The sequence below is a fragment of the Veillonella sp. Ser01 genome, assembly GCF_053850375.1.
In genome coordinates this window covers 130698-156748 of the sequence record NZ_JBSPUA010000002.1, presented here as the reverse complement: position 1 = coordinate 156748, position 26051 = coordinate 130698, and the positions used below count along the sequence as shown (strand labels likewise).

At 35.5% G+C, this 26051-nt stretch carries 20 protein-coding genes and 1 pseudogene; all 21 read right to left on the bottom strand.

Translation table 11 applies throughout. The annotated features are described in order from the left end of the window. Nucleotides 1-344: 344 nt before the first annotated feature. Nucleotides 345-1061 carry a DUF554 domain-containing protein gene (locus tag ACWTVK_RS04450; protein ID WP_456046065.1) on the bottom strand — a complete coding sequence of 239 codons (717 nt, stop codon included), beginning with the start codon at nucleotides 1059-1061 and terminating at the stop codon, nucleotides 345-347. A gap of 428 nt (nucleotides 1062-1489) precedes the next feature. Then, nucleotides 1490-2089, bottom strand: a complete 600-nt coding sequence (locus ACWTVK_RS04445) for a DNA-3-methyladenine glycosylase I (RefSeq protein WP_456046064.1) — start codon at nucleotides 2087-2089, stop codon at nucleotides 1490-1492. After that, complete coding sequence (locus ACWTVK_RS04440; protein WP_456046063.1) at nucleotides 2089-2532, bottom strand: hypothetical protein; 444 nt, start codon at nucleotides 2530-2532, stop codon at nucleotides 2089-2091. The genes ACWTVK_RS04445 and ACWTVK_RS04440 overlap by 1 nt, the downstream gene beginning before the upstream one ends. A 568-nt stretch (nucleotides 2533-3100) precedes the next feature. After that, the gene (locus ACWTVK_RS04435; protein ID WP_456046062.1) at nucleotides 3101-3637 is read right to left on the bottom strand and encodes a flavin reductase; all 537 of its coding nucleotides are present in this window, start codon (nucleotides 3635-3637) and stop codon (nucleotides 3101-3103) included. Nucleotides 3638-3658: 21 nt separating this feature from the next. Beyond that, nucleotides 3659-4219: a hypothetical protein gene (locus tag ACWTVK_RS04430; RefSeq protein WP_456046061.1), complete on the bottom strand. Its 561-nt coding sequence runs from the start codon at nucleotides 4217-4219 to the stop codon at nucleotides 3659-3661. A 723-nt stretch (nucleotides 4220-4942) separates the two neighbouring features. Continuing rightward, nucleotides 4943-6163, bottom strand: a pseudogene (locus ACWTVK_RS04425) (hypothetical protein). Between the two features lie 130 nt (nucleotides 6164-6293). Further along, nucleotides 6294-7367 carry a 5-methylcytosine restriction system specificity protein McrC gene (locus tag ACWTVK_RS04420; RefSeq protein ID WP_456046060.1) on the bottom strand — a complete coding sequence of 358 codons (1074 nt, stop codon included), beginning with the start codon at nucleotides 7365-7367 and terminating at the stop codon, nucleotides 6294-6296. Between the two features lie 7 nt (nucleotides 7368-7374). Further along, nucleotides 7375-8736, bottom strand: a complete 1362-nt coding sequence (locus ACWTVK_RS04415) for an AAA family ATPase (protein WP_456046059.1) — start codon at nucleotides 8734-8736, stop codon at nucleotides 7375-7377. Nucleotides 8737-8781: 45 nt separating this feature from the next. Beyond that, complete coding sequence (locus ACWTVK_RS04410) at nucleotides 8782-9006, bottom strand: helix-turn-helix domain-containing protein (protein WP_303939799.1); 225 nt, start codon at nucleotides 9004-9006, stop codon at nucleotides 8782-8784. Between the two features lie 203 nt (nucleotides 9007-9209). After that, entirely contained in the window at nucleotides 9210-9785 is a 576-nt protein-coding gene (locus tag ACWTVK_RS04405; protein ID WP_303939800.1) for a TonB-dependent receptor, read from the bottom strand. Nucleotides 9786-10313: 528 nt separating this feature from the next. Then, complete coding sequence (locus tag ACWTVK_RS04400; RefSeq protein ID WP_456046058.1) at nucleotides 10314-10883, bottom strand: hypothetical protein; 570 nt, start codon at nucleotides 10881-10883, stop codon at nucleotides 10314-10316. 8 nt (nucleotides 10884-10891) lie between these two features. Then, nucleotides 10892-11464 carry a hypothetical protein gene (locus ACWTVK_RS04395; RefSeq protein WP_456046057.1) on the bottom strand — a complete coding sequence of 191 codons (573 nt, stop codon included), beginning with the start codon at nucleotides 11462-11464 and terminating at the stop codon, nucleotides 10892-10894. A gap of 34 nt (nucleotides 11465-11498) precedes the next feature. Next, nucleotides 11499-12755, bottom strand: coding sequence for a hypothetical protein (locus ACWTVK_RS04390; protein ID WP_456046056.1), 1257 nt, complete (start codon nucleotides 12753-12755; stop codon nucleotides 11499-11501). Nucleotides 12756-13369: 614 nt separating this feature from the next. Further along, nucleotides 13370-14596 carry a hypothetical protein gene (locus ACWTVK_RS04385; RefSeq protein WP_456046055.1) on the bottom strand — a complete coding sequence of 409 codons (1227 nt, stop codon included), beginning with the start codon at nucleotides 14594-14596 and terminating at the stop codon, nucleotides 13370-13372. 137 nt (nucleotides 14597-14733) lie between these two features. Continuing rightward, the gene (locus tag ACWTVK_RS04380; protein WP_456046054.1) at nucleotides 14734-15921 is read right to left on the bottom strand and encodes a YadA-like family protein; all 1188 of its coding nucleotides are present in this window, start codon (nucleotides 15919-15921) and stop codon (nucleotides 14734-14736) included. Nucleotides 15922-16158: 237 nt separating this feature from the next. Beyond that, nucleotides 16159-18453, bottom strand: a complete 2295-nt coding sequence (locus tag ACWTVK_RS04375; RefSeq protein ID WP_456046053.1) for a hypothetical protein — start codon at nucleotides 18451-18453, stop codon at nucleotides 16159-16161. Nucleotides 18454-18762: 309 nt separating this feature from the next. Continuing rightward, nucleotides 18763-19809: a hypothetical protein gene (locus ACWTVK_RS04370; protein ID WP_456046052.1), complete on the bottom strand. Its 1047-nt coding sequence runs from the start codon at nucleotides 19807-19809 to the stop codon at nucleotides 18763-18765. A gap of 420 nt (nucleotides 19810-20229) precedes the next feature. Further along, nucleotides 20230-21912 (bottom strand): DUF262 domain-containing protein, encoded by a 1683-nt coding sequence (locus tag ACWTVK_RS04365; RefSeq protein ID WP_456046051.1) that lies wholly within the window; start codon nucleotides 21910-21912, stop codon nucleotides 20230-20232. A 131-nt stretch (nucleotides 21913-22043) separates the two neighbouring features. Continuing rightward, the gene (locus ACWTVK_RS04360; protein ID WP_308522673.1) at nucleotides 22044-22880 is read right to left on the bottom strand and encodes a DUF6339 family protein; all 837 of its coding nucleotides are present in this window, start codon (nucleotides 22878-22880) and stop codon (nucleotides 22044-22046) included. Beyond that, entirely contained in the window at nucleotides 22873-23721 is an 849-nt protein-coding gene (locus ACWTVK_RS04355) for a hypothetical protein (protein ID WP_308522672.1), read from the bottom strand. The genes ACWTVK_RS04360 and ACWTVK_RS04355 overlap by 8 nt, the downstream gene beginning before the upstream one ends. Next, a complete protein-coding gene (locus ACWTVK_RS04350; RefSeq protein ID WP_308522671.1) occupies nucleotides 23705-25693 on the bottom strand; it encodes a hypothetical protein in 1989 nt (662 codons plus the stop codon). The genes ACWTVK_RS04355 and ACWTVK_RS04350 overlap by 17 nt, the downstream gene beginning before the upstream one ends. Nucleotides 25694-26051: the final 358 nt, after the last annotated feature.

The window sequence follows — 26051 nt, the reverse complement described above, 5'->3', positions numbered from 1 at the left end:
CGGTAAAAGATTTCTCTAAGATATCAGTCAAATCCTACTGTTGGTCTGACTCTATTGGTCACCTATTTCGGAACGTAACTGATTGTAATATAAGTTTATAATCAGAAATATAAAAAGATCTTACGGGAACTCAAAAGAAATAATACAAAATATTAATAACCTAGTTTTATAACAAAAAAAGACCTATACTCCCTACTGTTTCACATATAAATCAATGCGAAACGGTTAGAGAATATAGGTCTCATAAGATGTAGTAAGTTATAGCAAATAAAGAGCTAATATAGCTTAGTAAATATAATATAACTGATATCCTAACTGAGGAAATTCAGATGATATACACTTATTTACAGCAAAAATGTAAGCCCCATAGCCACAAAGATGGCTGGCAACAGGTTGGCAATACGGATTTTACCAGGCCAGATGAGGTCAATACCGACACAGAAGATCAGAATAGATCCCACGTAGGACAGGTTATCGATAGCACTCGGCGTCATTAGAGGCGCAGCGATGTGAGCCATAGCTGTAATAATCCATTGGGTAATTCCTACAGGAATAAAGGAGAACAATGCGCCCTTGCCCATAGAGGACATCATAACCATAACGATGATGCCGTCGAGGATGCCTTTCAACAATAGCGTTTGATAGTTACCCGTCAAGCCGTCTTGAATAGAGCCTAGTACGCCCATGGCCCCCACTGTAAATGTAAGGGATGCTGTAATAAAAGCGTGCGTAAACTGCGGATCACCAGTGTTACCAGTTTTTGCTTTCACCCAGTCACCAAAAACAGTAATCCAACGGTTAAGGTCGATAAGCTCGCCAATTACAGCGCCTGCCACCATGCTAATAATCATGAGCATAGGCCCCGTCGTTTGCAGCGTGCCGTTTACAATAACTAGCATATACTGCATGGCGCCGCTCATCCCAAGAAGGAGAACGATAATGCCGCTCACCATCATGAGCGTCTGTTTCAAATTTTCTTTCATAAACCGACCAAATGCGAGGCCGCACAAGCTGCCGGCTATGATGAGGCCAATGTTAATGGCCGTGCCCAAACCAATCATATATCTTCCTTTCTAAATTGTGAAAGTAAATGCTTATTTCATCATCAGTATATCAACTATATCGAAATAAATCAATTTGTCGTGACATACAATCTAACATTCCGATATATAGCAAAAAGCCCCTATCCAGTAAAGGATAGAGGCTTTATGTCGTGTTTATAGCTTTGAGAGAGAAGTATATGAGAGACCCGCTTTGGAGAGAGAGAATATATGTGTTTGTATATAAAGCGGGCCGACATATGATGGAACGCTATCTTTCCATCGACTATAGTATACACCTTAAGGTGCGGTTTAACACAAATTCAACTTTGTAAAATGAATTATGTATAAAAACTATTGTTAACTAATCATTATATGAATACGTTACAACAGACATTGAAAAGCAAGTAAAGAAATATAACGCTAAATACAGAATAATAAGAACTATATTAATTCTCACCATCCACAGGTAGTCGAATAATATCAGCATTTGCATTAATATCGTCAAAACAAGGACAGTCCTTGCCATGATCGTTGATGAGACCACTAGCTTGCAGGTGGGAATAGATGGTAACAGGGCCTACAAACTTAAAACCTCGTTTCTTTAGGTCCTTACTAATCCGCGTGGACAAGCCATTCTTCGCAGGTATATTTCCATCAGGGTGACTTTCATAAATAATAGTTTTATTGTCTGTGAAAGCCCAGATATAGTTGCAAAACGAACCAAATTCATCTTGAATATCTTTAAAAACAGAAGCATTATTGATGATAGCCTCAATTTTAGGTCGAGACTTGAGCATACCCTCGGTCTGCAAGATTCGCTCTACGTCGCTTTCACCATAACTAGCAACCGTATCAATATCAAAATGATCAAAGCAGCCTCGGATAATATCTCGTTTATTCAAAATCGTAAGCCAGCTGAGGCCACATTGGAGACTTTCAAGACAGAGATGTTCAAACTGCAACCGATCATCATGAATAGGCCGCCCCCACTCATGATCGTGATAGGCCTGATACAAAGGCGTAGTAGGCCACTCGCAAGTCGCCATCACACACCTCCATGTGCCCACACGAGGACATCATACATGAGAGCCACTACGAGGCCCATCACGAGATGACCACCTACGTAGAGCGGGATTAGCAAATAGATAAATAACAATAGGGAATGTAAGGTTCTGCGTAACCATACAATCGGCGTAGATGTACCACCGCCAACCTTGCCATCAAGCCAATTGTGAATGATGTAGATAGGCGTACCTAAGCGGCGAATCCAATCAGGAACGCGCTTGCCATGGTTCAACCCAGGGCAATATAAAATCACCAATGGCAATGCCACCGCATCAAGGATGAGTAGCACCGTTAAGGTCAAGGAAAATAAATCTATTTCGCCTTCCCACGTCACTGGATGTGCTATAAAGCGGAGGGCCCACAAATAGGCTTTATATACGATATACGGTTCTAATAGCCATAATAAGGGCTTTACTACACTCATGGGACTACCTATACCAAACACAAAATAAGAAAACTACGCATCTGCGTAGTCGTTTCATATATACAACGTTCCGATCGCATCGATTTAACTATAAGAACTACGGATATTTTTAGGTCCAAAGGTGAGTCTAAAAACATCAATTCACACACAATTTTTAGTCCTTTTATACATCGATTTCTATACTATTATTATATCAGATTTTGGCCTTTTTGTGGGGTTAAAATTCACAAAATTTTGCTAAAATATACAATTTATAGTAGTTCTCACTGAAGGAACCCACTATATAAGCTATTCCTCACTATTGACTCATATATACTAATTTTTCATCAAAATTATGACTTATTTTGATAAATCCCTTAAAAAAAATGCGGCATACAAAGTAACATAAAACCAAAATAAAGAACTAAAATTAAAACTAAGAATTTGTATCAATATTATGTGGCATTTTATGCCCATGACCTATGTTATTATAAATACAGGTAGTAAATACCGTCTCACTTTCTTTTGATAAACAATGCAAAAAAGGCAGCTCCTAAGGGCTGCCTTTTTTGTGTATTAAATAGATTGTCTACTTCTCTATAGCCTCAACTACTTCGCCGATGTACATATAGTGCGGTTCCCAGCGATCTTTGCCAGCTTGAGTATAGGCAGTAGGGTTTGCTGCATAATATTCCTTTATTTTATCTGCCAAATGAGCTTCATCGAATTGGTGTTCATATAACTTTTTACATACAAATGTTAAATCTGCTTCTTTGAAGGTCACTCCATCACCGACTGCCACTGGTGTTAAACCAGAATTGGCAACCTTATCTTCATCGCGACCAGAATGAGAGCCTAAATAGCCAAGAGCCTTACGCTGGCTGTTAGGGAATAAGCTAACTGTAAAAGTATCGTATTTCGCCATGAATTCTTGAGTATAGCGAGCTGGATGAATGTACACAGTCACGGTAGATATATCATTGCCAAGCATGCCCCACATGTTACCCATACTGCCCCAACTAACTGTACACGTATTAAAATCATCAAGCGTACCCGCTGTAACAAGAGCCCAACGTTCCTCAAACATGGTAAACGCCTTATAATCTTTTGTTTCAAATGCTTTCATAATAACCTCCGAACATAGAATTTAATTAACAATAACCTCATCAAAATGTTCCTTATATACTTCATAATACACTGCATCAGCGATATCGTAAAACTCTTTATTTAGAGAATCTTTCACAACGGGTCTGCGCAGAAAGGCACCACGATTGATAGGCCGAGGCGTTCCATCAAAGCCAAAGCGACTGATTTCCTCTTCATCGCGCATAATACCTGGATTAGACCACATATCTTCATTCATATCCATATTCGCACCCGCATCAGTATTAATCGCCGTTTTCCCTTGCTGTTGCGCCCGATAGACCTTACTAGCTGCTGAATTGCTACTATCATAGGTGAAAGTCATGTCCTTAACGGTAATCACCTTCTCATCATTCCACTGATACGCTTTATATACCGTCGCCTTGATTGTATAAATAGGCGGCTCAAAACCGATTACTTTCACCGTATTCACGTCAATATAGGACGCGCCACGCTCGTCTATATTAGGAATATCCGATACAAACTGAGATACCTGCTTAAACTGCGGCTGAGACGTGAGCTTCTCAATCGTGATTGCTTGAGCTGGGATGGTGAAAACCAGCATAAGCCCTAGAGTTATTAAAAATCGATGTAACATATAACCTCTTATCTTTCTAAACTTTTACAAAATAAATAAACACAGTCTTATTAGCATAAGTATACTATGCAAACAGAAACCGAGCTACTAAAACAAAGTAGCTCGGTTTTTTAGTGTGTTTAAATTTTGAAATAGACTAATAATCTATCAATGGAATGCTTAAAACAGTAGAGACAGCAATTAAGATATACACTACAAGACATAGCTTTAGCAAAAGCAATAAACTGCCAAATAGGACTTTATAGATAGGTGCTTCTTGTTTCTTGGATCGTATCCAGTCTTTAATTGTATAATATATTTTTGGTTTGTTAAAAGCTGGCGGTAATCGCTTACACCATAAAACAAGCCACAGAATACAACATATATTACCAAAGAGAAAGAATAGAAATAGGCCGAACTGCTCCAATGAAGATACTTTCAATGCATAAATATAATAGAGTAGCTGAGTAAAAGTCTCTACACAGTTAATCCATAGATAAACAAGATAAGCCTTAAGCAAAAGCACTAATATAATTTTGATGTACTTGAGTTTACTCATTGCCTCTCTCCTATCTAACACCATAAAAACTTTAACACTAAAGTTCTTATTGAGTTAATATTTCAATCCATTTCATATACCACGGATTAAAGCTTGGATCCGCATCAAGTTTCTTTTTAGGCATTTTCACTAATATGAAAATAATTTTCGTATTACATTCTTTCTTGACTTTGAATGCGGATTACCTTATTTCTCAATGTTTCAATATTTGCAAAGTCAGAATATTCTACTGTATTACGCAGCTGAATATGAGAATATGGTATAGCTCCATCAGTATAAACTAAACTCATAATATATACATTCTTGTCATCTCGTAAAAACCGATGCATTAAAGACTTTTTGCCTGGTTGATAGTTATCTACCAAAAAACTAGGAACACCATTATTCCAAACAGATGCTGATTGGATAGGTACATCACCTATATTTTGACTTTCTGGCTTTACTTCTGAAATTTCGTTAATAAAAGAATACATATATTTATCATCTACTTTTACAGGCTTCTTAGCCACAATAAGTCGCATACCTAATCCACGATAGTCCCTTATTTCGGCAGAGTCCTTTAATGACTTCTGTGCTGTTAGTTTAAGGCCTTTAGGAATGCGATACAGGAGATTATCCCAGTTGATACTTTCACTATACTGATCCATATCATCTAAAGAGTGAATCGACGGAATTACATAATTACTCATAACACGCTCAAGCTTGTCGGTAACGGGCTAATTTTTGTAGCTAAGGCCTATCATATATTCTTGATTTGGCTGATTATCTAAACCAACTACGGCAACCATAGCAGGCGTATTTTCGCCAAAAGACTCTGTTTCAATAGCCCATTTGCCATGTGAAATACCAGGATATATGAATTCCCCTTTTCGCTCTGATTTTATTTTACGTAAAGCATCATCATAATTCGGCTTCGTGCCGATTGCAAAAAACATGGAATTCTCTCTTACAATAGATAACCGTTCACCATCACTGCGTTTTGGATAATATTTACTTGCTAATAGTAGTCCAGGTACAGATGCTCGGATATTATTACGATCATCATGCAACAACACAACTGCAGACTCATTAACAAGTAAATCCATCATCTTTTCAGAATCGCTTGCTATCTGATTGACTTCATCTTGTGTTAGTCCCCAGTCAGTTCTATACATTTCCATACGCTTATCAGATTCAGAATGTAATTTTATAACATCACTAGCCCCCACATTACTCAAGCTACCTGCCCGATAATTCTCATATGCATTGGCAGGAATACTCGCATCAGCACCTGGCATAGGTGGCTGTCCGGCTGGAACTTCGATTTGTACAGCGCTTACATTTATGGTGAAAGCAGCTGCTAATACCATCACGATTATACTTTTACGCAACATAAAAAACCTCTCTAAATTTACAACATAAAATAAGCACAACCTTATTAGCATAAGTATACTATGCAAATAAGACTGTGCCTATTATATATATATCCGATTTTAAACAATAAAAGGATACAAAAACTTTTTATTACGAGAAATAACGCTGTATCATTAGATTTAACTGCTCTTTAATCTTAGGTATATCTACAGAAAGATCTAAGATTTCTACATCAAGACTTTTATTACAAACTTTGTGAGTTTGCAGCCTATATTCTGATTGCGACTCCATTTCTGTTCCTGCATACAATAGCAGCCCACTAGTATCTAGGTGAGGATTATTATAACTATAGTGCATAATATAAGTAAAAATCTGATACAAATGACTAGATCTATAGGTTTTTTTACTAGTACTATTTCGAGAAACTAATATTTGCTCATAAAACTTTGTATCTATAATCAATGCTTTATCATCACTATATATTAAAATATCTGGTTGCATTCTAGGCATTAAAGGACCTAAATTTTCAGAGCACCAATTCATCGGTTCGTGTGAGATATAGACATTATTATATGTACTTTTACAATATGCTTTACAATATTGATATACAAACTTTTCAAAAATATTATATAAAAGAACCTGATTAATAAAAGGCAAATCAAACTCATCTTTATCTGTGCTAAATAATAGACACTCTACAATTAATTGACACAAAAATAATATCATTCGATATCTAATATTTTGTCGATTATAAACTATGCTACTCCAATCTACTGCTTGTAACGATAAAGACGAAATATCTCCAAAATAGCATCCCCAAAGATGTAGCTTTTTCTTCTGGTTTAGTGTGACTAACTTACCACTTCTAAAAAGCAACAGCTCAATAACCGATTTGACGATAGAATTAAATGAAGAATCAGTAATAAACTCGTCAAAATTACAAGCAACTGCATTGCTTCCTCGACTTTTCAATCGTGCGGTTTCACTCATCTCAATATGGCCACGAACAGTATATATCACATCATCATAATTAATATAATCTTTGTATAATCCTGATTGTACTAATTGTTTCAATTCATTACAAAATAAATCAATATAAAGTTCAAATAAGGTCTTGTCAGATTTAGTAAAGTCACCTTGAATTGTAGCATCAAACCTCAAATTACTAATATATGAGAGCATATAAAACACATTTTTTATAGGTATAGTTTTATAAAGATACATATTGCACCTATTTCAAAGCATTAAGCAAACCATCCTTTAGTTCGTTAGCCCTTTCAAGATTATCAAACCAGTATTCCTCTAATAATGGAGCAATATCAAATTCAATAACCTCCTCTAAGCGATTTTTAGAAACAGGAATATTATCATCTGCAAGATTACAGAAATAACTATGTCCTATTACAAAACCTTCGCCTAACTCCTCTTTTATCGTATGATTTAAACTTATAATCTCTTTAATTAACTTTTTAGCATAACCTGTATCCAGTTGTTCTGACTTAAGAAACTGCGCAAATTTTTTCTGCTTATCATCACCTTTATCATAGGTATCCCAATTTCCAAAATCACTGGTTTCTAGCCCCTCAAAAACAGGAGCAATTGTTACAAAACTAAATCTACGACGCAATGCATAATCTATCATTGCTAAACTCCTATCAGCTGTATTCATTAAACCAATAAGATATAAATTATTAGGAACGTAAAACTCCTTCTGATTGGCAAGTGTAATAGATGTTTCACGATAGTTATTTTCTATTAACATTAATAGCTCGCCAAAAACTTTACTAATATTCCCCCTATTGATTTCATCAATCACAAACACATATGGGGCGGTATTCTTACCTTCTATCTTTTGCAGTTTCTTTGCCTCATTACAAGCAACATAAAACTTACCCTCTTGCAATGCAAATCCACCAGATTCAGTTGGTTTATACCCCATTATAAAATCTTCATAAGAATAACTTTGATGAAACTGAACAAAAGTAAAATTATTTTTATCTGTAAGATACTCTATAATTTTTTTTGCAAGATATGTTTTCCCAACCCCAGGTGGTCCTTGCAAAATAATATTCTTTTTTCGGTTCAACAAGTTTAATATTTTATCAATAGTAACTTTAGGCAGGTAAACAGAGTCATAAAGATTACTTTTGTTAAAATTACTTACTACCTTAGCCCCTGAAAGTGCCATAGCTCTTTTATAATTCTTATACTCAGTTTTATTAATCTCACCAAATCCATTCTGAAAGGATTTTTCTGACCTATTACCTATGATATCCTCAATTTTGATAGGAGCATTAAAGACCACATGAGGTGTAATAGTCACATAATCTCCCGGGGCTATAGAGTTTTGATTGTTAGCTATACTAGCAATCTCCCCTTCACCAATAACCTCTTTCCCCTTAGCGTAAATTAAAACAACATCTCCTACAGCAAGATTTTTAACATTACCTTTTAATTTAGGCTTCTTAGATTTAGAATAACAACTGTAATTAATCGGTTCTTTCCAATCTATCCATGTTTGAAAACTTGGATCAGTCATTGCAAATTCAGCTTTCCACTTTTTTAAATCAGCACTTACTATCCAATAATTCATATGCCTTTACCCCTATCAAATAAACTACTAATTTCCCCTATAACATTATCTATTACTATTTTCTACATAAAAAATATCTTCGACAGAAACCTTTAGTGCTTCTGCTAATTTCTTACAATTTGCCACTCGAACATAAGATACTTTTTCATTAATAATACTGTATAAACTCGGCCGACTGAGACCACTTATTTTAGATAGCTCAAGAACAGACAAGAATTTCTCTTGCATAATTTTTTCTAATACACCACTCCGCACTTTAAATTTATTCATTCTTTACTTCCCCTTTATCAAAACATATAAGCATAATCTAATTATAGCATAGCGTTCACATCAGATGAGAACTTTATGAATTTAATCCCAACTCAATTTAAGAGAAGCAAAACTAAGTTCAAATAACTAGCTTAAACTAATAAAAGCCGAGCTAATTCAAAGAATTAAAAGCTCGGCTTTTTTCATAGGTAGTAAAAATGTAATTACTTATAAATTATGATTTTACTTACTTTATCGCCTTTTTGTTCAAATTGTATACCATGCATAATATCAGTCCGATAGCGATATTTCCCATAAAACCATCGATTATTAGAATCCACTAAATCAGGTCTACCATATACATTGAGAACTTTTCGCATAGAATCACCTACGGCAATGCCTCTATGTGTAGCGGCATCACGATTTTCGATCATCATATATGTAACAATTGGCCCTACACCATCCATTTTTAAATTTCCAAATGTAACACCACCATAAGTAATTCCTCTACTCGTCTCTTTAGTTGGTTGACCTAGACTAGCTTTCACGCTATCAAATGTATTGCCTAAAGAAACCCCAAGAATCATCATATCCTCTTCTGGCAAGGTATCCCCTACAATTTGTCCACCCGCATAATGAGTGTATTGCTCAGTTTTTGGCCAATCATAAGACTGTTTTGCTGCATTTGTTTCAAGACGGTCCCAAGTTTTGCTCAGCCAACTTGCATCTGTCACATAATTATAGCTACTTACCAATTGCAGACCTATAACAAACCCCATAACTATAAGTTTCCTTTTCATAGCCTCTCTCCTAAACATTCTTGTAAACAACTCAAACTAGTAATTTTATATAATATTATCTAAAAGCTGATGACATATCATGCTAATGATTGCCAATAGCACTGGTCCTATAATAATACAAGCTAGCATTATAATAGTGCCATAGATTAGCAAACATAATTTTATAAGAAACTCTATGCTATAAAAGATTAGCACCCCTACATGGGATCGTTCTTTTAAAGAAATGAACCAAGCTTTTACTCTATAGTACACAGTAGGTTTATCAAATGCTGGATATAGTTTTTTACACCACAAAATGAGCCACGGCAAAATCCAAATATTCCCAAAGGTAAATATCAATAGGGGAAGATAATTCCCTAATGGGTACGCTTCTAATACATATCGATCGTACAGTAACTTATAAAAGACCCAAAGAGAGACTCCCCAAATAAGTAAAAGGACAAACTTTAACAAGAGACCTAAAATAAGTTTAATCATCAATTTAATTCTATTCTCTGTTCTAACCATTCTAGTACTCTTCATAACCTATCACCGCTCATCATCATAGGCCACTCCATAGGCCTTTTGATAGATTATATTTGCTATTGTATATCGTTCCATGCCAAATTCAGGCGGTAATATCATTGCTTCTAAGTGTTCTTTTTGAAGTCGTTGTCGCCGTGTTCTACCTTCATTATTAAAAGCCATACCACCGTTAACGGTCCCTATAATACCAGAGTTTTCCTGTTTTGCACGCCAAATAGAAATATACGGCGTGTTAGCCCCTTGTTGTAAGCCTTTTTCATGAACAGTAACCAAACGACGCAAAGATCGCTCTAAATCATAATCATATTGCAGGTTAATACCTTGAATAAGATTTGATGCAGGCATTAACACATAAATAGTCGCTTCTACACGTCGATGACCATCGGGTGCATCTATAGCTTTAATAGAACTGAGATCCAAGTATTTGCCGTCACCACGACCAGAGTCAACGCTAGAGTTGACATGTAGATATCGACCCGGATTTAATAACTCAGCTTGTGATACGGCTTGCCCTTTCATGGGCAATACGAGGCAGGCTAATAACCATAGTGAAAGTAAATACATGCGTTTCATCGTCCACCTCACTGTACCACAATATCATCAAAATGCTGTTGATACACGGACATAAACATAGCATCCGCTATATCATACATAATAGTGTTATTACGATTAAGTGGGAACTTACGCGTATCATTCACATAATGCATTGGCTTCGTCGCCCCATCAAAGGTATACTTCGCCACATCTACCTCTGTCATAGCTAAACCAGACTTACTTTCACTAGCCTCAATCAAAGCCATCATAGATGGGCTCGGATTCATTATACGAGACGAATGAATAAGGGTTGCTAACGAATAGTTAGTATCATAATCCACGGTGAGCTGTCTCTCATCGATAGTAGATTGATAAGACGTATCCATCACAACATAGTAGGTCCCGCGCAAAGAATACTGTGGCGGTGCATAGCGAAGAGCCTCAATGGAATACGTGTTCAAATAGATATACAAGCGACCACTCTCCATAGAACCATTCATCGATCGAGTATGAACCAACTTGAACTGTGGTGACGTCTTCAACTCTTGATAGGTAATTGCCTCTGTAGGCATGGTGAAAGCTAGCAACACAAGGGCTAGCATTAAAATACGTTGAACCATAAAACCTCTCTCAAACTAAATAGTCAAATACAGCTTATTTACTTAACAGCTTAACCCATTCCATATACCATGGAATAAAGATTGAGCTATTTTCAAGCCTCTCCTTATATGCCTCTTCTTCCCGCCATTGTGACTCTTTTCGTAACTTTGCCGCATCATCAAAGCCTACGTATTCGATCATATCTCTTAGCTGTTTATGTGTATAAGACGTTTTACTTTCATCATAATTAATACGATAGCTGTAAACGTAAACAGAATCTCTCACAACATGACGGAGATAGGATTCACGATTAGGCTTATAGGAATCAATCAAAGAACCTGCAATCCCATTATTCCATACTACTGCGTATTGTGCAGGTGTTTCTAAGTCACCATATTTATATAAAAAATATAGTATTGGAATCTTAATAATCGTTACATCTTTCTTTTTGTCCTTGATTGAGCTACGTATTATCCGTATTTTAGCTCCTGTATCTTCATATAGTCTCACATCATATGCTCCATCCTCAACGGTTTCACTGATTAATTTAGCCGTTTTAGGAATACGATAGCTATAATTGCCCCAATGCTCAATTTGGCTATAATTATCCAAGCTAGATAAAGACTCTATGGATGGAATAATATAATTACTCATCACCACCTCAGGTGCTTTGTTTTGATATGGATCTTCTGTATTAACCCAGCCACCATAGGTAATTCCATACGTTGTCTTTGTATCATTCAGAGTAAATTCCGTATACATTATGCGAGAATTGTTTGACATAAACTTCCAAGATGCATTCCTCAACCCTGGATAATTATATTTTCCTTCACCTTCAGCATATTTACTAAGCTCTTTCCCATGAGGTGGTCCTACTACTAAAAATGTACTGAGACTTTGAACGGCAAATAACGGCCCTTTCCCAGCCTCTGCTTCTACAACATCACCACGGAAGCTAACATTTGGAACGGATAATCTAATATTCTTATCCCCTTCATGAATCAATACAACTGTAGACTGCGAATAATCTGCAAGCTCCAAAACCTTAGCAAAACCAGGATGTTCCGAATTTAGCTTATCGAAGGAAGATGGAGGATTTGTAGGCTTTGATTTTATAAATTGACTAAATGACTCTGCTTTTTTCTCCGCTACCTCATTAATATGACGATAATTCTCATACGCATTGGCAGGAATGCTCGCATCTGCTCCAGGCATAGGCGGCTGTCCGGCTGGCACTTCGATCTGTACTGCACTTACATTTATGGTGAAAGCAGTAGCTAGTGCCATCATAATTACACTTTTACGTAACATAAAACCCTCTCTTTTTCTTCTCTCACATTACAACAAAATAAGCACAACCTTATTAGCATAAGTATACTATGCAAATAAGGTCGTGCCTATTATTAATAATTTTATAATTTAGTATATATGAGTTACTTCTAATTGATATTTATAAGGTTTATCTCCATTTGACGATATATATCTTTATCCCTATAATATAAGTAGATAGTCAGACGAGTAGTTGCGTCAGGCTCATCTCTAATAACATATAAACATGTAGAAATGGCCTTTTCGTTTTATCTAATTTCCGAAGAAACGAAGGGCTATTTTGCTATTTCTAGACAAATAAGCGCTATAAGTCTCTTATTTTACAACGGCATCATCAAATTGTGTGCTATACAGGTATTCATCATAATTTGACGATATATCATAACCTTACTATAATATAAATAGATAGCCAGACGAGTAGCTACGTCAGGCTCATCTCGGAAAACATAAGATTTTGAGAAATGGCCTTTTCGTTTTATACTAATCTCCGGATTAGTGGAAATGAAGGGCTATTTGTCTTTTGTGAGACAAATAAGCGCTATTAATGCCCCAAAGGCAATCCTATAAAGACCGTACCTTTTGGTACGGTCTTTTGCTTATTTCTTTGTCTTCTTTTCTATCTTACTTCTTAGGTCGTTAGCATTTTTAAAGTCTAAATATTCCATCATATTGCGTAACTTTAGATGATTGTATTTAGTTTTACCATCTTTATACGACAATACCATAACATATGAGTATTCATCATCTTGTATCAAATGGAGTATACGTGATAGCTTACCAGGGTTGTATTGATCCATGATATATGTAGGAATACCATTATTCAACACCATCGCAGATTGGATTGGTACATTTTGTAACAATAATTTAGAGGATCTATAAAGAATATCGTTAAAAACACGTTTAGGATATGCAACCATTGGATGATCTTTTCTCTGTATAGGACCTCTTGTTACAACCAACCTCATTTCTGGTCCCTCATATACACGACCTTCTGCATGTGGCCCCTCTTTCATTTCTGATTGTAACTGCATACCCTTAGGCAAACGATAGGTTACATTCCCCCATGTAACAGCATCACTTGTACGATCTACATCATCTATTGGCTGTAGTGATGGTATTACAAAATTAGCCATTGTACTCTCTACCTTAGTAGTAATTGGGTGATTTATATGGCCAAGCGCTGCCACATAATTGTGGTTTGGTTGTTTATCAAACGTAACAGCAGCCAACATTAAAGGCGTATTCTCACCATAATATTTATCTGTTATACTCCAATACCCTTTCGTAATACCAGGATAATTAAACGCACCCTTTTGTTTAGCCGATTTATAAGCTGCATCATCTACAAAGCTTTCACTAGAACTAACAAGCCCAGTAATAGCACTGTTTTCACCGGCAAAAGAAGCTATCCCATCCTTCTTATGAGATTCCTTATAAAAACTTCCAGTAACACCAATAGGCACTGTCATTTTAGCCCGATGCTCACCTTCGTGCAGCAAGATAACCGTAGATTCATGAGAAGATATATCCATAGATTTATCATGTGCTTTTTTCCAACGTTCTGCGTCTTCTACATTCCTTTTATTCTCTTGAACCTGCTTATCTAACATTTCATATATGTGCTTGCGCGCTAAAATAATTGCACTCGCATTAGCATTCAGAGCTTCACCATAACGATAGTTCTGATATGCAGTATCCGGAATACTAGCGTCGGCCCCTGGTACAGGCGGCTGTCCTTCAGGCACAGTATATCGCGCCGCATCAATAGGCATAGTGAAAGCTACTACCACAGCCAAACTCAACAAAGTACTTTTTAGTTTCATACAACACCTCTCAAACAATAATAGGCACGTTCTCTCATTAGTATAAGTATACTATATCCTCGAGAACGTGCCTATGTATGGTCCAAGCGTAAAGCTTAGCTATTATATAACTTATGTGACTATTATAAATACTACAATTACTGTAATTTTTGTAACGCTGCTTTAATTTCGTTTACTTCAGCGCGTAGTTCGTCGTTGTCTGCGCGCAGTGATGCATTGTCGGCTTGTAGGTCTTTAATCTGTTTAGCCATTTCAAAGCGGCTTGTTTTAAGTGTCGGATCTTGTTCCCCCACTTTGAAAGAAGCACCGATGTTAAACATGCTTTCACCACCAAGGGTAACGCCAGCGTGAACCATGGAATTTTCGTTTGGCTGATAGGACGCACCGATAGCGCCAGCCGTGGAGTGTTTATAGTGGCCCAAGCTAGTGGCAAAGGACCATTTATCGTTTGGATTGTAGTCCAGATAATGAAGCCCCGCCAAGGCAGCAGAGGCAGCGCCCACCTTGGACACCTGACGATCCGTATAGGACTTGGCGTTATTAAGCACCTTGTCACCAATGTTAACCGTGTTATTTTCAAGCGTGGAAATGCGATTCGTATTGTTATCGACCTGCGTTTTCACCTCGTGCAACTGACTACCGTTGATAGCGTCAGTAGACGTCTTGGAAACCTCACCCTTAGACACATTTACGATTTTATTATTCCCATTATCTAGGCCTTTGTTAGTAAGAGACACCGTTTTCTCATTATCATGGTCCCCATCGGTAGTCGTGATGGTCACCCCGTTATAACCATAATTCGTATTGTATTCAGTGCTGTTCTCATTATCATAGTGCACAATCTTCGTGCCATCTGTACTGAGCTCAGACTTATCACCACTTTGTACATTGCTCATGGTAAAAGTTTTAGGCTCCATCTGAGCCATGTATTTATTTTCTTTTCGATCGAGGATGGCCAAACCATAATCCTCTAACCAAACGAGCTCATGAGTGCCGTTATACATATCAAAGTAACCCGCACCAATGCGCGAATGACGATCATCAGGATGGCCAGCATTCTCTTCTACCGTATCACTAATAGATATACCATCAGATTCGATGCGAATACCATGGTTAATATCACCACCAGAACCTATAAACGTCCCTTGGTATGTAGGATAATTCGTCATCGAAATTTCATAATTCGTAGAACCATCTGCATTCGTACTCCTATTAACTAACAAATTTTCACTATTCGTGGAAACAGTAGAATCCGCATGGACCGTTAAACCATTTGCACACAATACAGACATAATCCCAGCTAACACTAACAACTTCTTATTCATAATTACTCCCCTGAATTCATAGTAAAACATTAGCCATACAATCCCTTATAGTATGGTCTAACTACCTATAAATATACAAAAAACAATACTAACCTAGTATTTCACAATATACTACAATTATAAGCTTAGCTTATTTTTATTTCAATGATTAACTTTGATAAACTTTCATTATTTATTCATTTTAATAATAAAAAGACGCTCCCCTAAAAGAGCGTCTTTTTATTACCTTACATATACTTACATATATAGACAAATCATATGTGTATGGAAAAATTCTTTATATTCACCAATGGTGGAGAATGTCCCTTTATTTTCTTGTATAATAGACTCAAAATTAGGCTTCGTCACGACTACGACAGGTTGACTACTAGCTGCTGTAAGTTTTGTTTCAGTTATTGATGACTGAGTTCCGTTCCAGAGGCTGTTACATTTACTTTCATAGTAAGCCCAACAATCTTGTGTATAGGCATGTGTAATATAGGCTTTATCATAGTACTCTTGCGCTGAATCTAGATGACCAAGGGCTTCGTCGATTTGAGCCATCGTATAGAAAGCAAAAGTGGACCAACTATAATCACTTGGTACAGGCTCACGCCAATGTCTTGCCCTCTCAAAGCTGGTGTGTAAATCTTGCTTGATTCGTTCTGCCACCTCTCTATCTCCCATGTACATAGCAAGCACAGCCATATACTTAGCACATAAGCATTCTGCGTAATAGTCTTGGAAATTTCGTTTACCATACATAGACCATAATCGGAGCAATTCATTCCATAGATTTCGGTCTAATTGATCTAGGTAGAAACGATGAATTGATTTCAAAAGAACTAAGAAATATACAATATCATTACTATTGAGTTTAGTTTCTATATCTAGCAAGTTGTGTATTTGCCCATATGCCTTAAAAGGCATCTTGAAATACGGATGATCAATAGACTGAATACGCTGTTCAAAGCTTTCACAATCACCTATTTCAATATCATGATGCAATAATAAGTACTGCAAGCATTCAAGATTAAAGACATTGTCCTGACAGCTTACATCACAAATATAGTTATTGAAATACGGCTCATGAACCAATGGCGTTTGTTTCTGCGCGGCAATGAGTTCTTCCAATAGATTCTGATAGGTATCATTGCCGATGAAAGCATGACCTAACATGCGATACCATTTAGATAGGCGAGATACTCTCTGCACATATTCAGCCTGCCAAGAGTCAGGAGATTCGATATCTACCTCACCGATAGCTGCATCCAAAGCATCGACGATAGAAACTAGTACTTCATAATTCTGGTATCGTCGAACAGCCTCATAACAACCATCTAGAAGGCAATATATACGTTCCAATACCGTTAACTGAGCACCTTTATGAGACAATAGATCTACACCGATATTCTCAGCATTAGTTATATTATCAGGATAATCATCATCTTCTTTAACGCCTATGTGTATAAGCATTTTCTTTGCATGGCTAGTATAAGGCACCAAGAAATCAAAATACGCTCTAGCTTTATCAAAACCAGGATATAAATCGACGCGTAGCTTTTCTTGAGATAGTTCTCTAATAAGATCATCCGCCAAAGGACTCAGTATACGATGCCTTACGTAACCAAGTACACCTTCATTTCCTTCTTCCCAGTAGTCTATCCCCTCACTGAATCTATCATATAGATTATATATATAATCATGTAACAAGCTATCAGTCCAGTCATTGCTTTCATCATATACAGAAATGATGGCATCATTGGTCAAATTCCTATAAAATCGATGAACAGGTTCACAAACTTTGCGGAAAAATGGATCCTTGGACAATGTATCTAGCTGTTCAGATTCTGTCTGACCATGCATAGCCTGCACCATATAAGCTCCTAGTGCATCAGCAATCAGCAGGAACTCAGACCGATTCGATTCATCCATAGAATATGTATTATCTAAGGCTTGAACTGCAATCGACTCAGGTAAATAATATCTATCAACGCGATTTATTGCTTGATGAATGGTATAACATCGCAAAGGAGTGGTAATACGCTGTGCTCCTGCTGCCATTCCAAAAATGCCGCTCCTACCATATAAAGACTCTATTAAATATCCCACCATATGGTCAGATAAGTAAAGAAGCCCATTTATATCACCATAATTGCGTTGGAATAGTAAATCCCGTCCACGCTCGCTCTTGTACAAGACATGGACATTGTAACTCCCTCTTCTCTTGGTTGAAAGTAGCTCTTCACCTTTATAGGTACCATCCAGCATAAACTCAGGCAAAGCCTTTACGAACTCATCTCGTAATTCGTTATACGGTTTACCATGTTCTGCACAAAGAGCCGCCACAAAGGAGCGAATTCGTTCATGCTCTAACTCAATCTCAAGACCATTATCTGTAATATCATCGCCCTCTTCAAAAGGCAAAATATCATCCGTACTATACTCCAAAGCATTTATGAACGTAATCCCTTCCTTGCCCTCTACAAGAGGGAACAATGATGGTCGAATTTCATCGAATATGCCTGTCGTCGTAATTGTTACATTATACATACAACATCCTTTTACTATAAAACTATGTATACACTAAGAACGATACGTAATCTATAGCTATTGTAACATTAAAACTTGCTAGTAATATAGGAACCATAATAATATAGGCATATAATAAGGGCTTTACCCCATCCATTGGGGTAAAGCCCTTATTTATTCGTGTATTAAATTATCAATTATTCAAAATAGGTTAAATTGTAATCCAAGCCTATTACTGACTAATCTAATAGCTATCTAGTTCATCAATGCCTATTTAACATAAATTAGTGAATAATCTAGATAGCAATTGTACTTGTAATGAAAGAATAATTAATCACTTAACTGCCCCAGCACCATCGCCCCGCCCATTCTAGTGAACATATTAGGTCGATGATATTGAAAATCCGTATCTAATTGTATTTCTAGGATTGTTTTATATGACTCGGTAAATATTGCTTCATAAGACGCTCTAGAGAATGCTCCACAGCTTTGTAATATGCTCATATCACGTCGTAATTTATAGAGGTTACCTTCTGGTGTTACGTATAGTAGTGGTTTTCTATCCCTATCATCAACCAACAACTGTAATACATCGAGTACTAGCTTTAACTTACAATGACGAACGTAAAGAACGTAATATAATGCACTATCATTCGAGGAAAAGAAATGATTAACCTTATCATAAGGCACATCAAGAAAAGCAAGATACTGCTGCATTGTACGGCTCTCTACCTGATGATTAATAGCTGGAACGAAGAGAATATGATCTGCTCCTAAATGATTAGAAAGCTGACCGAAGTCCTCTAGATTGCTACGGCCACAATTAGGTGCACGAACTTGACGATACTCATCCTCTATGGACTGACACACATATACCTGATCTGTACTATGTGAATCGTCCACTAATGTCTGTCCGTACGTTTCTATATGCTCAGCTTGGAATAAACCTAATCTAATATGACCAGTAATCCGATTATTCTCATAATTCCAAATTTTAGCTTTCCCCTTTAAGGAAATAAACAAGACCTGTTTAACATCATGTTTTTGCACATACCACGCTGCCACCTCTTGCAAGTCCTCTAATCTATCAGGACTCCAACAAATGAGCTCCATTCCCAAAGCTTCATCACCGACTAGCCCACGAATACGATGACGATTCCAATCACGGCCTGTTGTGTAGGAATAAGGCAATCCCAACACCGCTTGATTGTTAGCACCTAATCGACATATCTTTTGACTATTAATAGCTAAATGATTGGTTCGCTCCTCCGTATCAGCCCCTTGCTTTACGCACTGGCTAGGCACAACTATCATGAGTTGCTTACCTATATATGACTGAACAACACTATTAAGCTGAGGTCTAACTAAGACGTCCATATATGCCACCTCACTCAACAACAAACTAGGATAAACGATAACTCTACACCTATACTATAACAAGAGAGATGGGGCAAATGTTACGCATGTAAAATCCGAAATTTTAATTTTAATATAAAAATACCGCTTAGCCTTTAAGCTAAGCGGTATAAAACTTTATAGAAAAAGCATAAGTAAATTTTAAAACAACTTTACTTTAAAATAATCCAGGTACAACAAGTTCACCTGTAACTTTATTGTACTCTAACGACTCGAGGAAGGTTCTCTAAGAATTTCTGTGAATTAGAAATTTAATCAATACCATAACCTTAAGTTTAAAAGGTATATATTTTCGTGGAATGACTCTACACGAACTTATCAATAACGTTAACTATATTTTTATTTTGTTTTACTATAATTCCATGTAGAATCAATATTTAATTAAAATACTGTTTGCTCATATTCTAAAGTAAAATCCTTCTGAAGATCACTAATAGTGTTTGCTATCCGATCCGTTCTAGACTCTATTTCAGCTTGAGCCCACGAGCTATGACTATTCCCTAGCTCATTAACAACTTTAATCTTAGATTTCGCATACTCTTTTCGCTTTTCTATAAAGAAATTATTACTTGCACGAATATTGAGTTTAGATTCAAGAGGGATTTTATTGCCTATCATTTCTATATAGCTCTCTATACTACTATTAAAATATTGAGAGTCATACTTCTTAGGAAAAATATGCTCGATATGCCATTTTTCTGGCAAAAGTTCATCTTGCTTACGATAAACTAATAACTTTAAAATTAATGAAACTGCATTGTTAGGTAAGTCCTTATAACGGGCTTTTACATCAGACATATTAACTTTAAATTCAAACTTAGGTTTTGCGTCATGAATAATACTTGAATTTAACTTCAATATAGCTGGCTTAATCGCATTAGCTGTTGGTGTTAGTATATAAGGCATTATTGCATCTACCGATAGTTTTTTCAAAAATACTTTGAATTTATTAACAAAATCTATATCCTTATGATATTTCAAATAGAAAATTACAACTGGATATTTCCAAAAATCATTAGGATATGAACGTAATACATCTATAAATTTTTTTATCTCTTTATTATTAGCCCATACAATAGATTGATTAGGCCCCTTTAAGGCAGACCAAAACTCACCGATCAATTTAAGTTCATCCATAATAACTGGCGACTTAATAGCCTTAAACTTATTCTGTCCTAAATACTTCCTTAAACCAGGTGTAGTTGTCTTTTTATCATCATCTTTAGCTCTTAAGTAAAACATATAATAATAGAATAGATTTTGAATATTTTCTCCCCCTTGATCAGCTAACTCAATTAAATTTTGCCAATTAGTGATAAAATGACTTCTCGCTTGACTAGGTAAATTATTATACATTTGCGCCTTAAAAATATCTACATCAGAAAGAGCTAAACCTCGGTCATTCAGTGTAGAAAATATCGTTAATGCTGTATCTTGAGAGTTTGCTTTTATTGGCAATAATATACATCCATCTAATAATGCCACTATAAAGTTGAAAATTTTGAAAGGCTCTTGCGTAGACTTACCTTCTATTTTTTGTAAAAAATAATTATAATTCTTGCTATAATTATCCTTATTGCCATCAATAGTGATTCCTGTTATTAGTATATCTTGAAGTATCTGATTTCCTAAATTATTAATTACATTTGATTTTAATAATACACTCTTAGTATCTGCTTCACCAGTTAAAGGGTCTGTTGTCCAAATTAAAGAGCTTACACGACTCGTTAAAAATGTAACTTCTTTTCCAGAAGACATAGATTCTAACTTATGTAAGATAGCTCTCAATAAAAGAAATAATGTAGTGATACGTTGTTGCCCATCTATGATTTCTTGATTACCAGATTCATTATCAAATGAAACTACACTTCCTAAAAAATAATTATCATTCATATTGTTATTATAATTTAAAGAATAGTCCCAAATATCTTCAAACAAAGTATCTACCTGTTCCTCTTCCCATGCATATGGTCTTTGATATTCTGGAATAAGAAATGGCTTTTTTTTAGCGCTCTCAAAGAGCTCAGTTACACTTTGTTTATTAACCTGAATAGATGTTGACATATATACTCCTCCAATCAAATATTAATACTAAAACCCTTAGCAAATTTTTATCTCTGTCCTTAATATAAACAAGTTAGCGCTAAATCTCATCAACGGTAAAAATTTTTTACTCCACCTATATCTTTATTAAATTAGAATATAGAGTTATTTGCTACTAATAAATTATTACTAGATTTAATATTGATATTAAATGTAATCTTTTGTGAATTAGGAAGGTTTTTAATTAGAATGGCTTTAACTTCTTCACGGGTGAGAGTGTCTAAAATTCTAACACCACCGACCTCGTTTAAGATTTTACCGGCTTCAGAATAAGAGTACCGGTTTACCACCATACCCTTTTCTTCTACAAGAACTTTTACGGCTTCCAAAATACCTAATGCAATTTCTTTATTAGAAATAATATTACTAGATAAAAGAGCTACCGCATTACCACGATATGGAGTAGACACAAAAAAGTCTATTAAATGATATGGAGCCTCTATATTTTGATCATCTCTAAAGTAATATGCCAACCACCATAAAATCGCAAGATTATGTATAGCTAAAGATCGTTTTGCACCATTAACAAAAATAGTACGTGACTTCAAACTAGATTCTTCACGCTTTTTCTTATCAGGATTAACAATTTGGCTATTAAAAATTCCAATCTGATAATCGAGATAATCTGTATGGGCTAATGCAACCCAAATTTTCTCCATTTCAGCTTGAACTGGAGTTAATACCTTAAGGCTTTCCCATACACGTCTAATATTACGTCTTACAATGTCCGCATCATATTCCTTAGGTTCAACCTCCAATGGTTCATACTCGTACTCGATACTTGTCTCTATAACATGATTAGGATCAGAAAAAATAGCTTTTAATTTATCTATATCATTACTTTTATAAAGGTGCGCATACTTTACAAGGAATTCATTTTTAAACTCTTTTAGAAATTCATCCGTTACATATTTAATATATCTAGTCATTTACTTCGTCTCCAGCAAACTTATCATGCACACTTTTGATCAACGGACAATTCAACAACCGCTGAGCTATAGCTAATGTACTTTCATTATTTAGATTAATTCTTTCTTGCGTTAATAGGGCATCTATAGATTGATACCAATCCAAATCTTCTGATACATTCTTATTCTTAATTTCTGATAACACAAAGGTTAATGCAGGAATAAAGAAGAGTGAAATAAAATATTCTTTAGATTGAATGCTATTTCCACAATGTTTATATATAGAAAATACCTCTGTAGGAAGATTTAAAACAATAGTATCTCCGCTCAGCTCTACATTCATATATGGCTCGTTATGAGGTGCTACAGTGAATATAGACTCAGTTCCACTACGACCAGACTCAAGATCTATTACAACTTCTTTAGTAGGTAAAAAAGCTAAAATATCACCTTTTTTTAAATTTGTAACCGCATAGTCTTCATCATAATATAGATCATTGAAGTTAATATTTGAATAGTTATCAATATCCGCATTAGCAATAACCATAGCATTGATTTGTAGCTTTTTACGAATATCCTCTTCAAATATAGTATTTCTTATGAAAGTTTGATCCTCATTATTAATCCATAATTTACGATAACTACTAGCTACACCTTCCACATGAAGTGCATAACGAGCATTACCAGAGTCCACCAATTTTTTTAAGCCTTGATTATCAAGTTTAAAACTAGCGGCAACAGAAATAACACCTGAACTTTCAGGGTTCACATTAATTTGAGCATCAAAACTATTATTATCGAGATAATCATCTAACTCAGGGGTTAAAACAGGATATGGAAATAAATCAGCCTTTAAGTTCATATGTAACCCCTTTCATCTTCACACGCATACGATCTTCGATAGTAAAATCTATAACAAATCGTTTATTGATTTCTAAGTCTTCTACACTAAACTTTTTAGAACCATGTAATTTAACTAGATTTCCACTATTTGAGCTTACTTCTTTTATAGTCTTATTATAGGCAACTCCATTCTCACCAATAGATTGGAAGGAAAAACCTAAGCGATTCTTACGTTTAGTCGTAATACCAATTAATCGGTACATTCCATTGTCAGAATCTACATCAATAATCTTCATCTTTAAATAATCTGGATTATTTACTTCAGTAAATTTAACACTTACACTAGAATCTCCACCATCCACTTCACCTTGTTCGCCTGGCTCATCCTCACCATGACCATATTGGTTATCAGAAGAATTTCCTCCACCTTCACCTTTACGTTCGCTACCGGAACCTGTAGAATCACCATCTCCTAACTCAATTTCAGTCATAATACGGTCTAATGTTTTAGACTCTGAATCCTCATCAGTGACACTCGGCTTAGAGGCTTTCTCTTTAATTGCAACATTACTAACTCGTGAAGTAATACCACTATCTTCAGTCTTATCGGCATCCCCATCTTTAGGTGCCATCATAGGCAGCAAATCATTTAAGCCAAAAGCTTTAATAGCTTCTCCATCTTCACCACCAAAACATTCTTCAACTTTTGCTTTATACCAATGATATAAGGCCTTTAAGAATTGCTCCGATTTTTTTCGATTACTATCATCTTCTCGATCTGTACTCCAATTATCATGATTAACATTTTCTAACTTTTTCAAGAAAACGTTTAATTTATGACCTGTAGCATAGAAAACACCTGAGAATGGAATGGACCCATTAATACGATTTCTTTCAAATATAGTCATACCACTTCGTCTAGTTTGAAGAACTCGTCTTGTAGGATGTTCTTCATCTAACACTAAATATAAATTGGCATTATCAGTATCTTCTATGAATGAATACTCTTCTATCCATTCTTCAGGAATAGTAAAGATTTTTTTATGCTCAGATGAAAGCGCTAAATAATAAGAGTACGTATTGTAGAAAGTATTTCTTTCATCCGTAGAAAGATTATATTCACCAATTTTTAAGGTCTCTTTAATAGACTTCAAATAGTCTGATAATGTCAGTTGATTAATTTTTTCATCACCAACAATAACTTCAAGTTTATTATTCTGAAGAGCTACAAGAAAATTATTGAGGACCGCTAAAATAATTTTTTCCTTCCAATTCTCTATCTTCTTTAAACCCATTACAAACAAGTCTGTACCATACTCTTGTCGATTCTGCGTAAATCTCACTGGTACCTCGATATCATTAGACAAACGTCCTCGTGATTGTGTAATATAACTAGCCGTAGATCCATCAAAAGAGACTTTCTCATCATCACGATAAGATACAAAATTGATAACGCCTGCAAATTTATTTCCATCATTAGTAGACTTACTATTATAAAAGACTGTACGCAAATTGGATGCAGCAAATGGTGCTGCCTTACCAATACCTTTACTCCCTGCAGATGTTTCATCGTTTTTTTCAGAATACGCATCACCTTCAATAAGGGAAGCGAAATTCTTATTATTTAAACCTGTTGTATTATAGTCACTAATAACTAGCATATCGATAGTCTCACTAGTTAATACCGACTTAAAGGTCTCTAAATAATGCAATGTATCTGCATTATTCTTCTCTTTCCAAAAACGTTCAGCTTTAGGCAAAATATCATTTATTAATTCATTTTCACCTAAAATTTCTTTTGCCTGAATCGTTTCAAATTTAAACTCAACACGAACAGGCGCATCAAGACCTTTTTGATGAGCATCAATAGAGTTTTGTAAAACCTCACGAGTTAATGACATAGGAATATTATCTAAGAATGTTTCTATCCCTGCACCATTAGACCCGGTAGGTGTAAGACCAAATCCACCCGGGAACTCCCAATATTTCATGAATAACTCCTCACACAACTAATAAAAATACGAGTATAATAAATTAATTATAGTACTTTTTCATATTTTTTTCATCTAAAACAAGCGGTAAATAGTTATAAAATAAATATCTTAATTTATTCTTTCACCTAAAATAAAATACCGCCTAGAATCAATTCTAAGCGGTAAATAAATATATTAGATTGGTCTAAAGCTCATAATCAGTATTCTCGATATTCTTTACGTTCATTCTAAATACCTAATTCTTATAGTTTTCTTCATTGTTCAGTTTTATTTTTAATTCTCTATGATCATTCTTTAAATATGCTTTTCTTTGACACTTAAAAAACTTAGGAGCTTTATGAAGATTACTATAGTC

Coding starts and splice junctions, on each gene's coding strand:
- ACWTVK_RS04450 (WP_456046065.1), bottom strand. CDS start 1,061: ATGATTGGTTTGGGCACGGCCATTAACATTGGCCTCATCATAGCCGGC.
- ACWTVK_RS04445 (WP_456046064.1), bottom strand. CDS start 2,089: ATGGCGACTTGCGAGTGGCCTACTACGCCTTTGTATCAGGCCTATCAC.
- ACWTVK_RS04440 (WP_456046063.1), bottom strand. CDS start 2,532: ATGAGTGTAGTAAAGCCCTTATTATGGCTATTAGAACCGTATATCGTA.
- ACWTVK_RS04435 (WP_456046062.1), bottom strand. CDS start 3,637: ATGAAAGCATTTGAAACAAAAGATTATAAGGCGTTTACCATGTTTGAG.
- ACWTVK_RS04430 (WP_456046061.1), bottom strand. CDS start 4,219: ATGCTGGTTTTCACCATCCCAGCTCAAGCAATCACGATTGAGAAGCTC.
- ACWTVK_RS04420 (WP_456046060.1), bottom strand. CDS start 7,367: ATGTATCTTTATAAAACTATACCTATAAAAAATGTGTTTTATATGCTC.
- ACWTVK_RS04415 (WP_456046059.1), bottom strand. CDS start 8,736: ATGAATTATTGGATAGTAAGTGCTGATTTAAAAAAGTGGAAAGCTGAA.
- ACWTVK_RS04410 (WP_303939799.1), bottom strand. CDS start 9,006: ATGAATAAATTTAAAGTGCGGAGTGGTGTATTAGAAAAAATTATGCAA.
- ACWTVK_RS04405 (WP_303939800.1), bottom strand. CDS start 9,785: ATGAAAAGGAAACTTATAGTTATGGGGTTTGTTATAGGTCTGCAATTG.
- ACWTVK_RS04400 (WP_456046058.1), bottom strand. CDS start 10,883: ATGAAACGCATGTATTTACTTTCACTATGGTTATTAGCCTGCCTCGTA.
- ACWTVK_RS04395 (WP_456046057.1), bottom strand. CDS start 11,464: ATGGTTCAACGTATTTTAATGCTAGCCCTTGTGTTGCTAGCTTTCACC.
- ACWTVK_RS04390 (WP_456046056.1), bottom strand. CDS start 12,755: ATGTTACGTAAAAGTGTAATTATGATGGCACTAGCTACTGCTTTCACC.
- ACWTVK_RS04385 (WP_456046055.1), bottom strand. CDS start 14,596: ATGAAACTAAAAAGTACTTTGTTGAGTTTGGCTGTGGTAGTAGCTTTC.
- ACWTVK_RS04380 (WP_456046054.1), bottom strand. CDS start 15,921: ATGAATAAGAAGTTGTTAGTGTTAGCTGGGATTATGTCTGTATTGTGT.
- ACWTVK_RS04375 (WP_456046053.1), bottom strand. CDS start 18,453: ATGTATAATGTAACAATTACGACGACAGGCATATTCGATGAAATTCGA.
- ACWTVK_RS04370 (WP_456046052.1), bottom strand. CDS start 19,809: ATGGACGTCTTAGTTAGACCTCAGCTTAATAGTGTTGTTCAGTCATAT.
- ACWTVK_RS04365 (WP_456046051.1), bottom strand. CDS start 21,912: ATGTCAACATCTATTCAGGTTAATAAACAAAGTGTAACTGAGCTCTTT.
- ACWTVK_RS04360 (WP_308522673.1), bottom strand. CDS start 22,880: ATGACTAGATATATTAAATATGTAACGGATGAATTTCTAAAAGAGTTT.
- ACWTVK_RS04355 (WP_308522672.1), bottom strand. CDS start 23,721: ATGAACTTAAAGGCTGATTTATTTCCATATCCTGTTTTAACCCCTGAG.
- ACWTVK_RS04350 (WP_308522671.1), bottom strand. CDS start 25,693: ATGAAATATTGGGAGTTCCCGGGTGGATTTGGTCTTACACCTACCGGG.